Origin of the sequence: Polynucleobacter alcilacus, from assembly GCF_018881545.1 — a bacterium.
GTDB classification, from domain to species: Bacteria; Pseudomonadota; Gammaproteobacteria; order Burkholderiales; family Burkholderiaceae; genus Polynucleobacter; species Polynucleobacter alcilacus.
Genome location: NZ_JACVQD010000001.1, coordinates 1,725,714 through 1,738,804, shown reverse-complemented (window position 1 = coordinate 1,738,804; position 13,091 = coordinate 1,725,714). Strand labels below are relative to the sequence as shown.

Here is a 13,091-nt window from a genome sequence, read left to right as displayed (position 1 = left end):
TATTCAGTGACATTAAGTAGTATAAATGCACTAGTCTATACCCTATAAAGGGTCATGAATTCAATTACTCCGAGCGCTTAGCCCATTAAAAAGCATCTTTTAAGCGCTCAAGGGCGTAAATCTCTCTCAAATGGAGCATTTGATAAGCCACGCGCTCCTTGAGTAATTCCGTAATCGTCTCTTGCTCGTATGAGAAATTTCTCATGACATCAGTATTCAAGTTGTAGATAGGCCAGTTGGCCTGACCGCTAACATTAGGGTTTCCACTCTTTGCAAATGCTGCCCAGCTTGCAGACATCTTCTCTGACATGGCGATGTCCTGCGGATCATTTTTATTGGTCATGGGATACCAATACTTCGACCAGATCCCTTTTTGCTTTAGATCAGCCGTGGCCTTTTCGATGAGAGCGCAATTATTTGCGCCAGACTCTGGCTTATTTGGTGCTTGAGGCATTAGGCTATAACTCCCAAATACATAACTGATTTCAAATGTATGGGGCACGCCTGGATATGCGGCACGAATATTCTGAGTCAGGTAGTCGAAGTAATAGGCATACCCAGGAGCGATGCCATTCATGCTGTCTGCGAGCAGCTTAGTACTGCCGCGATAGAGCATATCCCCCAACACATCAGAAGATTCAACACACTTATCTTTCACTCGTGAATATAGTTTCTCTATATTCTTAGGATTTTCATGAATCTTTTTCGCAAGCACATCTATCGCTGGTTGACCGGGAACCAAAAAACTAGAGTCCCAGGAGTTGGTGCCAATCATGAAAGGAACTTTAGCCTGCTTGCCGGCAGCAAATAATGGAATGGGGTCACCTTTGATGATTTGTCCATCAACAAAAGGACCACCAAATTCACCCTGCTCAAAGTTGGCGGCAGTTAATACCAGTTTATTTGTTGGCAGACTTCTTAATTCCTTGAGAGACTTGACGCCCAAGGTTGCCATGTACTTGGCATCAATTTCTGTCTCAGGTGTCATGCCCAAATGCTTTTGGGTCATACCGCGTAAAGGACTTTGTTGCGCACTCTCAGCAATGGCTTTATGAAACAAACCTCTAGCGGCATCGGAAACCATCAACCAGGTAACACTTCGTCCCCCTGCTGACTCACCAAATATCGTGACATTGTTTGGATCACCGCCAAATGCAGCAATATTATTTTTCACCCACTTGAGTACGGCAATTTGATCCATCGTACCGTAATTACCAACTGGCTCGCCCTTAGCCTTCGCCTCTGCAATCAATTCATTACTTGCAAAGAATCCAAAGGTCCCTAAGCGGTAATCAAAGGTGATAACAATGACGCCGTTCTTGGTTAAATTAATTGGTGTGAACTGCACATCCCTGGATCCATCTACCAACATGCCACCGCCATGAATCCACACCATCACTGGCATATTCTTAACAGGCTTGGTTGGGGTGAATACGTTTAACTTCAAGCAGTCTTCGTTACCAGGCAGGGATAATCCTGCGCTTAAATTTTTCACAAAGGGTTGTGGGCAAGAATCACCAAAGCGACTTGCATCCCGTGTACCAGTCCAAGGTAAAGCAGGCTGGGGCGGTCGCCATCTCAGGTCACCTACTGGTGGTGCTGCATAAGGAATGTTCTTGAAGGCGAACATATTGTGTTCTGTCACACCCTGAACTCGACCACTCTCCATCTGAATGACTGGACGCTCGACTTGAGCATGAGTATAAAGAGAGAAACTCCCAAGTAATATCAACAGCACAAACATTTTCTTCATGGGATATCTCTCTAAAAGATGAAAGTACTGCAGTTTTATTTCTGGTCCCAGCGAACCATTGCAGCATCATCAGCAACTCTAGCGTCTACCCAACGAGCACCCTCTGGGGTATCTTCTTTTTTCCAAAATGGTGCTGCCGTTTTGAGGTAATCCATAATGAATTCACAGGCAGCAAAGGCTTCACCACGATGAGCACTCGTCACGGCAACCATCACAATTTGATCTTCGGGAAGTAAAGGCCCAATACGATGAATTACCAGCGTGTTGTATATATCCCAACGTGCTTTCGCTTGAGAAATAATCTCTTCCAAGGCTTTTTCAGTCATACCAGCATAGTGCTCGAGCGTCATACCTTTGACTTGACTACCGTCATTCATATCCCGCACAGTACCCAAGAAAGTCACGACTGCGCCAACTCTTGGATCACCCTTGCGGAGCGCTGCTAATTCAGCGCTGATATCAAAATCAGTTTCTTGAATTCGTATCGAAGAATTTGGCATATCAGCCCCCGGTCACCGGTGGGAAGAAAGCCACTTCGGCACCATCTTCGAGAGGCGTGCTGGCATCAACCATGTGCTGATTAAAAGCGCAACGTAATACCTTACCACCCGCTAAGACATCAGACCAAGGAGCTCCCCGCTCTACCAGATGGGCTCTAAGATCCGCGATGGTTTTAACTGACTCAGGAGCAGTAATACTCTCTTGTGAGACACCAAGGGCTTCACGCAGAGAGGCAAAAAATCGCAATTCCAGTTTCATGGACTAATCGTAAACCGATTACTTGAGAAGCGCATCAAAAGGGATGTACTTCACTAGATCTCCAGCTTTAATAGCTTGGTTTGGCGGGCAATCTACCAAACCATCTCCCCAAGAGGCGCTTGTGAGGACGCCAGAGCTCTGGTTAGGGAATAAATCTAAGCCGCCACTGCTATTGAGCTTCACCCGCAAGAACTCATTACGTCGATCAACTTTGAGCCAGTCAAAATCTGCGCGCATGAAATAAGACTGCGCTTGCCCTGCTTCACGTCCCTGTAGTTTGAGTATGAAGGGCCTTACAAACAACAGAAAAGTCACGAAGCTAGAAACTGGGTTGCCCGGCAAACCAATAAACCACGTCTCTCCATCTGTGGGATCTACTGATTTACGGACTGCACCAAAAGCCAACGGCTTACCCGGTTTAATCGCGATCTGCCACAGGTCTAATCTTCCTTCAGCCATCACTGCAGGCTTAATGTGATCCTCTTCTCCAACTGATACGCCACCAGAAGTAATGATGAGGTCATGATCTTTACTGGCTTTGCGCAAAGTCTCTTTTGTGGCATTCAGCTTATCAGGAACAATACCGAAATCAGTGGCATCACATCCTAATGATTTAAGACAGGCTAATAAGGTATCGCGATTGGAGTTGTAGATGCCACCTGGTTTGAGTGGCTCACCTGGGAGAGATAACTCATCGCCAGTAAAGAAGGCAGCCACCTTGACTCGGCGCTTGACATTCAAATGCGTAAGGCCTGCAGAAGCAGCTACACCTAATTCTTGAGGACGTAAAAAGGTTCCTGCAGTGAGCGCTGTTTTACCAGCCTTTAAATCCTCGCCCCTACGACGTATCCATTGACCTACTAATGGCATTACATTGACCTGCACTTGATCAGTTGACCCCTCAGGAATACTGCAGTCCTCTTGCATCACTACTGCATCAGCACCTAAAGGAACGGGTGCGCCAGTGAAAATTCTGGCGACAGTTCCAGACTCTAATTGAGTTCCCACTGATCCTGCAGGAATACGTTGCGCAATTTTTAGAATGCTTCCAGAATTTTGGAGATCGGCTGTGCGGACTGCATAGCCATCCATTGAGGTGTTATCAAGCGGCGGTACATCAACCAAGCTGTCTACATTTTTAGCGAGCACGCGACCGAGAGCAGCTTGCATAGGAATACTTTCGCTCTCAGCTACCGCCTTTGCATGCGAGAGTAAATGGTCTAAAGCCTGCTGTGCAGTCAACATTGGGGGCTTAGTCATAGCGCCTATTACTTCTATATTGGTTTAACTGAGGTGCGCGGTAATGAACGCTTTGATCTGATTGACATCAGCATCCATATTTTCTACGCGCTGGGGCTTGGATTTAATGTCCTTAAATGCCGATGGACACTCAGCAGGGCGACCCAGAGCTTCAAGGATAGTTTCTTCAAACTTGATCGGCAAAGCGGTTTCAAGTACTAGCATCGGAACACCCGCTTGCAAATGCTCGCGCGCCACTTTCACGCCATCTGCAGTATGGGTATCGATCATGACGCCATAGCGTGTATCGATATCACGAATCGTTTCTAGGCGATTTTCATGAGAACTACGACCGGACTGGAAGCCATACTGGCCCAGTTCCTGAAAGACAGTCTCTTTGGAAATATCAAAGCCACCTGTCTCGTCGACTTGCTTAAACATTCCAGCAGTAGCCTTGCCATCTTGACCCATAAAGTCAAAAACAAAACGCTCAAAGTTACTTGCCTTAGAGATATCCATTGAAGGGCTAGAGGTGTGTAGGGTCTCAGCAGATTTACGGGCACGATAGATGCCTGTGCGGAAGAATTCATCCAGCACATTATTTTCGTTCGTAGCAACCACCAAATGCGCAATGGGTAAACCCATCATGCGTGCAATATGCCCGGCACACACATTACCAAAGTTACCTGAGGGCACAGTGAACGATACTTTTTCAGAGCTGGACTTGGTAGCCAATAGATAGCCTTGGAAGTAATACACCACTTGAGCAACAACCCGACCCCAGTTAATAGAGTTCACAGTACCAATGTGGTTTTTAGCTTTGAAGGCATGGTCATTGCTAACAGCCTTCACAATATCTTGGCAGTCATCAAACACACCCGCTACTGCTAAGTTAAAAATGTTCGAATCCTGCAAGGAATACATCTGCGCCGATTGGAAGGCGCTCATCTTGCCGCGTGGTGAAAGCATAAATACTTTCACACCCTCTTTACCGCGTATCGCATATTCAGCAGCACTACCAGTATCACCAGAGGTAGCACCCAAAATATTGAGCTGTTGGCCTTTTTTCTTCAAGGCATATTCAAACAGATTACCAAGTAACTGCATGGCCATGTCTTTGAAGGCTAAGGTTGGGCCATTTGAAAGACTGAGCAGACCAATGCGAGTGCCAGCCTCCTCACCCAACCAATGCAAAGGCGTGATGTCTTTAGCATTATCTTGCGGGCGACCGTTGCAATAGACTTGCTCGGTATACGTTTTTCGTAAAAGCGCACGTAAGTCAGCTTCTGGAATATCGTCACAATACAAACTCAAGACTTCATAAGCCAGGTCTGCATAAGAAAGGCCACGCCAAGAATCTAACTGCGCAGGTGAAACCTTTGGGTAGTGGGCTGGTAAATAGAGACCACCGTCAGGCGCCAATCCCCCTAAGAGAATTTCTAAAAAGGATTGTTGCGGACTATTGCCACGAGTAGATTGGTAACGCATGTATTTTGCTTAATTTTTCTTAAGACAAATTTTCTAGACGAATCTTCACCACATCACCCGCAACCGTTTTGAGATTCTGAACCTCTTTAATTGCAGTAAGCATGTTTTTCTCTTTGGTCTCATGAGTTAACACAACCAAATCTGTTTGACTTTCACCCTCATCAGCTTCTTTTTGCAAGAGCGCGTCAATGGAAACGCCATGAGCAGCCAAGATCTTGGTGATATCAGCCAACACACCAGCTTGGTCAGCTACGCGCATACGCAAGTAGTAGCTGGTGGTGATTTCACCAATAGGCAATACCGGTGTGTTTTGCACTGACTCGGGCTGGAAAGCTAAATACGGAACGCGATGCTCGGGATCCGCACTTAACAAGCGAGTGATATCCACCAAGTCAGCAATCACTGCAGAAGCAGTTGGTTCTGAACCGGCACCTTTGCCGTAATACAAGGTTGTCCCTACTGCATCACCAAATACTTGCACGGCGTTCATTGCGCCTTCTACATTTGCAATTAAACGCTTAGAGGGAATTAAGGTAGGGTGTACGCGCAACTCAACACCCGTTAATGTCTTCTTGGCAATACCCAGTAACTTAATCCGATAACCCAGCTGCTCAGCATAACGAATATCGATTGCAGCCAGTTGAGTAATACCTTCAATATGGGCTTTTTCAAACTGCATTGGAATACCAAAAGCAATCGCGCTCATGATGGTTGCTTTATGAGCAGCATCAACACCCTCAATATCGAATGTCGGATCCGCTTCTGCGTAACCTAAACGTTGTGCTTCTTTAAGAGCAGTTTCAAAATCCAAGCCTTTGTCACGCATTTCTGACAAGATAAAATTGGTGGTGCCATTAATGATGCCGGCGATCCACTCGATCCGGTTAGCCGTTAAACCCTCACGCAAGGCTTTAATAATCGGAATGCCACCAGCTACTGCCGCTTCAAATGCCACCATGACACCTTTAGCATGGGCTGCTTTAAAAATCTCATTGCCATGAACTGCAATCAAAGCCTTATTGGCTGTAACCACATGCTTACCAGCCGCAATCGCCTCTAAAACCAAGTCTTTAGCAATCCCATAGCCGCCAATCAGTTCGACAACGATGTCGATTTCAGGATTATTAATGACAGCGCGAGCATCACTAACGATCTGCGCACGATCTTGAACAATTTCTTTGGCACGCTCTACATTGAGATCAGCAACAGTATTAATGCGAATACCACGACCAGCGCGACGAGTAATTTCATCCTGGTTACGCTCTAAAACAGTGAATACGCCACCACCAACGGTGCCAATACCTAATAGACCTACTTGAATCGGTTTCATGATGCCTTTGCTGCAGTTGAAGAAGCCTTACGGCCATGCTTTTGACGATAACGCTCTAGAAAACGTGCAAGTCGGCTAATCGCTTCTTGCAACACATCTTCGTGGGGCAAAAACACGATGCGAAAGTGATCAGACTGATTCCAGTTAAATCCAGAACCTTGAACCAATAACACTTTTTCCTCTTTCAAGAGATCAGCAACAAATTGCTGATCATCCGCAATTGGATACATTTCTGGATCTAACTTGGGAAATAAATACAGAGCAGATTTTGGCTTTACACAAGTCACACCTGGAATAGCTGTAATCAACTTCCAAGCAAGATCACGCTGCTTAGCTAAGCGACCACCTTCAGCTACTAAGTCATTAATACTTTGGTATCCACCAAGCGCTGTTTGGATGGCGTATTGTCCAGGAACGTTTGCACACAAGCGCATTGAGGCCAACATATTGAGGCCCTCAATATAGTCGCGTACCATTTCTTTATCACCTGAAACTACCATCCAGCCAGCACGGTAGCCGCAGGAGCGATAGTTCTTCGATAAGCCATTGAGGGTTATCGTAACGACATCAGTAGAAAGAGAAGCTAAGGAGATGTGCTTCTCGCCGTCATACAACATTTTGTCGTAGATCTCATCAGCAAACAAAATCAAATCATTTTCACGTGCAATTTGTACCAGCTCACGCAACACTTCTTTAGAGTAAATTGCTCCTGTTGGATTATTGGGATTAATCACCACAATCGCTTTTGTGCGAGGTGTAATTTTTTTGCGCAGATCATTTAAGTCAGGAGCCCAATCCTTGGATTCATCACAAAGATAGTGAACTGGCGTACCACTAGACAAACTGACTGCTGCAGTCCAGAGCGGATAATCAGGCGCAGGTACCAAGACCTCGTCGCCGTCATTCAGTAATGCATTCATGGCTAAAACGATGAGTTCGGAAACGCCATTGCCTGTGTAAACATCATCCAAATTCACACCTTGGATGCCTTTTTCTTGGCAATACTGCATGATGGCTTTGCGAGCAGCAAAAATTCCCTTGGAATCAGAATAGGCTGAGGCATTGCTAAGGTTGCGGATCATGTCCAACTGAATTTCTTCAGGAGGATCAAATCCAAACACCCCTACGTTCCCGATGTTTAATTTGATGATTTTGTGGCCCTCCTCCTCCATGCGCTGAGCAAGCTCGAGCACGGGCCCCCGAATGTCATAACAGACGTTATCGAGTTTTTTGGACTTTAGGATTGGTTTCACAATAAATTAAAGGGTAAGTTCTTGAAATCTTGGAAAAAACAGCTAGCTATAATCTACATAATTATGACAGAGAGTCCACTTGAAGCTTCAATCTGACCCCCATTCTGGAGCCAACACAATCACGGGATATGGCGCTGGCTATGTAGAGATCAATCAGATCCCTTATAGCCATGCAGTTCTTCTGAGTTCTGATGGCGCCATCTTGGACTGGCCAATTCAGTCATTTGATAGTCTGGAAGCTTTCGATTTCGCCAAAATGGTTGATCTCAAACCAGAATTAATCCTCATTGGCACAGGTAGCCGTCAGCGCTTCCCTAAGCCAGAACTTCTAAAAGCACTGATTGAGGCCAAAATCGGCTTTGAATTCATGGATTCTCAAGCCGCCTGTCGCACCTACAACATCTTGGTAGGCGAAGGGCGTCAAGTTCTATTGGCATTGATTGTGGAGCCGATTTAATGCAATTTGGGCAAATACGACAAGCGTCAGCCCTCCATCCCGGCAAAATTTTATTATTGGTCATTATTTACGGCCTCATTTGGTTTGGCACTCTGAACTACCGTCACCTCATTCCTTCCGATGAAGGTCGTTACGCTGAAATTGCACGAGAGATGTTGGTGACTGGTGATTGGGTAACACCGCGTTATAACGGCTACAAGTATTTTGAAAAACCGCCACTTCAAGCCTGGGCGACTGCGGCAACTTTCCAAGTCTTTGGCATTGGTGATTGGCAAGCCAGACTCTGGGCAGCGCTAACGGGTTTTCTAACGATTCTACTGATTGGCTTTACTGGAACGCGCCTCTTCAGCGCTAGAGCTGGCTGGTTGGCTGCTGTTGTTCTTGCGTCAAGTCCAATGTGGGTGATTAGTGGCCATTTCAACTCTTTAGATATGGGCTTGTCTGCGTTTCTAGTGGCAGCACTTTGCAGTTTATTGTTGGCGCAACATTCTCAGAGCAAAACAAGTTCTCGAAATTGGATGTGGCTATGCTGGATCTGTATGGCGCTCGCCACTTTATCCAAAGGATTGATTGGTGCCGCCATTCCAGCGATGGTCTTCATTGCCTACTCCATTAGTGCTTGGGATTGGAAAATCTGGGCACGTCTTCGTTTACTCAGTGGCACTCTGATTTTTCTAGCAATCACAGCACCCTGGTTTGTTTTGGTTGCGCTGCGTAACCCAGAGTTCCTGGAGTTTTTCTTTATTCACGAGCACCTCCAACGCTTTACCCAAGACGCGCATAGCAGAACGGGGCCTATCTATTACTTTGTCCCACTCTTGTTAATTGGCTTATTGCCTTGGGTTTTACAAATTCCGGGTTCGATTCTGCAAGCCTGGAATGAGCGCCGACGTGAGTTCTCCAGTAGCTGGCTATTGGTTTGCTGGTCTGTCATGATCTTTGTCTTTTTTAGCGTATCCCACTCTAAATTACCTGGCTACATCATCCCCGTCTTCCCAGCGTTAGCATTATTAATTGGTCATCGCCTAGATCAACTATTGGGTAATTCCAACTCCATGGCCTTCACTTGGAAACTGCAAGTTTTTGGGTTTGCCATTCTCGGCAGTATTGGGTTTTTCTTTTTATCCGAAATTGGTAAGCAAGCAAGGCCCGATGAAATCGAAGCTTATGCGCAATATACGTATTGGGTGATCGCTGCACTAAGTGCGCTCATTATCTTTAGCGCTTATGCAGCATGGCAAAGCAAACGCAACGGCATCCAAAGCATTCTGAGTTTTGCTTGTGGATTTTTTCTTTGTGCCATCATTGCTGGTACCGGCCATGAAACATTAGGGCGTGCAGTTTCGGGCATCGATCTGGTGGAGCGAGTAAAAACATCCATTCCAGCAAAAGTGAACTTCTATTCGGTTCGCCTCTTAGATCACACCGTCCCCTTCTACTTAGGTAGAACCATGATCATGGTTGAATCTCCAGATGAGCTTGAGTTTGGTGTTAAGCAAGAGCCCGAACTCTGGGTACCAACGCTGGAAGCTTTCATTACTCGCTGGAATGAAGACCTTACAGCCTATGCCTTAATGGTTCCTGAGCAATATATCGCTTTACAAGGGCTAAACCTTCCTATGCAAGAGGTGGATCGTGACTCCCGGAGGGTAATCGTGAAGCATCCTGACACATCAAAATTGGCGCAGTAAGGCAGTAAAGTAAGATAAGACATCATGTCAAACAACTCTTCATCCATTCCCAAATTTATCCCCTTTACGCGTCCCAGCTTCAATCAAGAAACGATTGATGCCGTAAGCGAGGTATTGCGTTCGGGATGGGTTACCTCGGGCCCTAAGCTGGCTGAATTTGAAGCCGCACTCAGTGACTACTTCGGTGGTCGCCCTGTGCGTTGCTTTGCTAATGGCACAGCAACCATGAAGATTGCTTTGCAAGTAGCAGGTATTGGTGCTGGTGATGAGGTCATCACTACACCCATTTCCTGGGTAGCAACCTCTAATGTGATTTTGGGTGTCGGTGCCAAGCCTGTGTTTGTCGATATTGATCCGGTTACACGCAATATTGATTTGGATAAAGTGGCATTAGCAATCACACCAAAAACCCGTGCGATCATGCCAGTCTATCTTGCAGGCTTGCCAGTAGATATGGATCGCCTCTACTCTTTAGCTCAGCAATCCAATTTGCGCGTGATTGAAGATGCTGCCCAAGCTTTTGGCTCACAGTGGCAGGGCAAAAAGATTGGTAGCTTTGGTGATCTAGTGAGCTTTAGTTTTCAGGCTAATAAAAATCTCTCTACTGTAGAGGGTGGCTGCCTAGTTTTAAACAATGATGCTGAAGCCAAGCTTGCTGAGAAATTACGTCTACAAGGACTCACTCGCCAGGGTATGGATGGGATGGACGTTGATGTACTTGGTGGTAAAGACAATTTGACAGATGTCAACGCTGTCATTGGCTTGCAACAACTGAAACAATTACCTACCTATCAAACACGCCGGGCTACTTTAGCGCGCCAATACTTTGATGTCATACCTGCAGAACTCAAGTTGGCTGGTTTAGAAAATCTCCCTTTGGAGTTACCAGTGGAAAATTTCACTGACAGCAATTGGCATATGTTCCAAGTCGTTCTTCCGCTTAAGCAATTAAATGCGGATCGCGCCCAAATCATGACTGAACTCAAAGAACTTGGCATTGGTACAGGGGTGCATTACCCAGCTATTACGGGTTTTACGCTTTATAAAGATTTGGGCTACAAGCTCTCGGATACACCGATTGCTGAACGCATTGGCCGCTCCATTCTGACGCTACCCCTATTTCCTGGAATGACTGACGAGGATATTGGTCGGATCGCCAGGGGTTTGGCTGAGATTCTGAAAAATCACCGCAAAAACTAGAGATCTTGGGCTAAGCCCCAGGAATCAGGCAAAATTGCAGCATGACTGCTAATTTAGTTGCTAACCCAAAGCTCAGCATTGTTATTCCTGTTTATAACGAGGAAGATGGCCTGCAGGCTCTTTTTGATCGCCTCTATCCAGCCTTAGATGCGCTGGCCACCAAACGCAATCTTCCTTATGAAATTGTTTTCGTCAACGACGGCAGCAAAGATCGCTCAGCTGGCATCCTTGCCAAACAAGTAGACCTGCGTCCAGACGTCACGCGCGCCGTATTATTCCACAGTAATTTTGGTCAGCACATGGCTATCATGGCTGGCTTTGAATTTGCTCAAGGCGAATACATCATCACCCTTGATGCGGACTTACAAAACCCCCCTGAAGAAATTGATGCCCTCACTGAGCAACTCTTAAAAGGTCACGACTATGTTGGTACCATTCGTGCCAATCGCCGCGACAGCTTCTTCAGAAAAGTAGCATCGCGCGTGATGAATCGTTTGCGTGAAAATATTACCCGCATCACGATGACCGATCAAGGATGTATGTTGCGCGGATACAGTCGTCGTATTATTGATTTAGTTCGTCAGTGTGATGAAAGCAATACCTTTATTCCGGCTTTAGCGTATACCTTTGCTGCGAACCCAACAGAAATTACTGTTAAACACGAAGAGCGCTTTGCGGGCGAATCCAAATACAGCATCTATCAATTGATTCGTCTGAACTTTGACTTAGTAACTGGCTTTTCTGTTATGCCCCTCCAGATCTTCTCAATCCTGGGTATGCTTCTAGCCCTTGCCGCTGGTAGCTTATTCGCTTACTTGCTGGTGCGGCGTTTTCTTCTAGGTGCTGAGGTCGAGGGTGTATTTACCCTCTTCGCGCTGACCTTCTTCCTGATTGGCGTCATGCTCTTTGGCCTTGGTCTATTAGGTGAATACATCGGTCGTATCTACCAACAGATCCGAAAACGCCCTCGCTATGTTGTGCAAACTATTTTAGAGAAAAAATAATTGCACGCAGTCGTCTTCGCTTATCACGATGTTGGTGTCAATTGCTTAAAAGCATTAATCAGTGCTGGCATTCAGGTTGATTTGGTCATCACCCACCAAGATGATCCTCATGAGAACATTTGGTTCGGCAGTGTCGCAAAACTTTGCGTCGAGAAAAATATTCCTTACATCACCCCCCGTGCTGATGAATTGACGGGCTTAATTCCGAAACTGCAATCCCTTGCTCCTGACTATCTATTTTCTTTCTACTACCGCCATATGATTCCTGCGCAGATCTTAGCTTGTGCCAAGATCGCTGCTTTAAATATGCATGGCTCTCTGCTACCAAAGTTCCGTGGACGGGCGCCTGTGAACTGGGCAATATTGCATGGCGAATCAGAAACCGGCGCCACTTTGCATATTATGGAGGTCAAACCCGATGCCGGCGATATAGTGGGACAGGCAGCAGTCAGTATTGGTCCAGATGAAACCGCTACCGAGGTTTTTGGCAAGGTCAGCACAGCTGCTGTTGAGGTGATAAATCAGGTTTTACCAAGCCTGGTTCAGGGGAATGTGCCTCGCAAACCCAACGAGCTTGAAAAAGGCAGCTATTTTGGCGGCAGAAAACCTGCTGATGGCCAAATTCAGTGGAAGCAAACCGCTCTTCAGGTACATAACCTCGTCAGAGCCGTCGCACCCCCATATCCTGGTGCTTTCACAGAACATCAAGGCCAAACGATGCTGGTGGCGCGCACAAGCTTAAAAGGGCCCTTTCCTGACACGCTCGATCTTGGGGTTTATGGCATCCAAGTGGTTGATAATCGGGTATTCGGCATTTGTGGTGACCGCCAGGTAGTTGAAATCTTGGAATGGTACCCAGCCCAGAAATAAGCAAAAGATTCAGTAATCGCAAACTAGATTAAAACGAGGCAGTAAAG

The 13,091-nt window shown here is 46.3% G+C and carries 12 protein-coding genes; 5 read left to right on the top strand and 7 right to left on the bottom strand.

The features are described from left to right. Positions 1-85 precede the first annotated feature (85 nt). From ICN45_RS09000 to ICN45_RS08970, 7 genes are read right to left on the bottom strand one after another with little or no spacing between them, the layout of a single operon-like run. The gene (locus ICN45_RS09000) at positions 86-1,753 is read right to left on the bottom strand and encodes a carboxylesterase/lipase family protein (RefSeq protein WP_216175326.1); all 1,668 of its coding nucleotides are present in this window, start codon (positions 1,751-1,753) and stop codon (positions 86-88) included. Between the two features lie 35 nt (positions 1,754-1,788). After that, positions 1,789-2,253 carry a molybdopterin synthase catalytic subunit MoaE gene (gene moaE, locus ICN45_RS08995; protein ID WP_216175325.1) on the bottom strand — a complete coding sequence of 155 codons (465 nt, stop codon included), beginning with the start codon at positions 2,251-2,253 and terminating at the stop codon, positions 1,789-1,791. Between the two features lies 1 nt (position 2,254). Further along, positions 2,255-2,512, bottom strand: a complete 258-nt coding sequence (gene moaD / locus ICN45_RS08990) for a molybdopterin converting factor subunit 1 (protein ID WP_216175324.1) — start codon at positions 2,510-2,512, stop codon at positions 2,255-2,257. A gap of 18 nt (positions 2,513-2,530) precedes the next feature. After that, a complete protein-coding gene (locus tag ICN45_RS08985) occupies positions 2,531-3,757 on the bottom strand; it encodes a molybdopterin molybdotransferase MoeA (RefSeq protein WP_216175687.1) in 1,227 nt (408 codons plus the stop codon). A 39-nt stretch (positions 3,758-3,796) separates the two neighbouring features. Next, the gene (gene thrC / locus ICN45_RS08980; protein ID WP_216175323.1) at positions 3,797-5,239 is read right to left on the bottom strand and encodes a threonine synthase; all 1,443 of its coding nucleotides are present in this window, start codon (positions 5,237-5,239) and stop codon (positions 3,797-3,799) included. Between the two features lie 19 nt (positions 5,240-5,258). Continuing rightward, positions 5,259-6,569: a homoserine dehydrogenase gene (locus ICN45_RS08975; protein WP_216175322.1), complete on the bottom strand. Its 1,311-nt coding sequence runs from the start codon at positions 6,567-6,569 to the stop codon at positions 5,259-5,261. Beyond that, positions 6,566-7,822 carry a pyridoxal phosphate-dependent aminotransferase gene (locus tag ICN45_RS08970; protein WP_216175321.1) on the bottom strand — a complete coding sequence of 419 codons (1,257 nt, stop codon included), beginning with the start codon at positions 7,820-7,822 and terminating at the stop codon, positions 6,566-6,568. The genes ICN45_RS08975 and ICN45_RS08970 overlap by 4 nt, the downstream gene beginning before the upstream one ends. 79 nt (positions 7,823-7,901) lie before the next feature. Here ICN45_RS08970 and ICN45_RS08965 point away from each other — a divergent pair, with 79 nt between their 5' ends. From ICN45_RS08965 to ICN45_RS08945, 5 genes are read left to right on the top strand one after another with little or no spacing between them, the layout of a single operon-like run. Continuing rightward, positions 7,902-8,279 carry an Mth938-like domain-containing protein gene (locus ICN45_RS08965; RefSeq protein ID WP_216175320.1) on the top strand — a complete coding sequence of 126 codons (378 nt, stop codon included), beginning with the start codon at positions 7,902-7,904 and terminating at the stop codon, positions 8,277-8,279. Next, entirely contained in the window at positions 8,279-9,970 is a 1,692-nt protein-coding gene (locus ICN45_RS08960) for a glycosyltransferase family 39 protein (RefSeq protein ID WP_216175319.1), read from the top strand. The genes ICN45_RS08965 and ICN45_RS08960 overlap by 1 nt, the downstream gene beginning before the upstream one ends. 24 nt (positions 9,971-9,994) lie before the next feature. Next, a complete protein-coding gene (locus ICN45_RS08955; RefSeq protein WP_216175318.1) occupies positions 9,995-11,170 on the top strand; it encodes a DegT/DnrJ/EryC1/StrS family aminotransferase in 1,176 nt (391 codons plus the stop codon). A gap of 41 nt (positions 11,171-11,211) precedes the next feature. After that, positions 11,212-12,174: a glycosyltransferase gene (locus ICN45_RS08950; RefSeq protein ID WP_216175317.1), complete on the top strand. Its 963-nt coding sequence runs from the start codon at positions 11,212-11,214 to the stop codon at positions 12,172-12,174. Next, entirely contained in the window at positions 12,175-13,044 is an 870-nt protein-coding gene (locus ICN45_RS08945; protein WP_216175316.1) for a formyltransferase, read from the top strand. It begins immediately after the preceding gene. Positions 13,045-13,091: the final 47 nt, after the last annotated feature.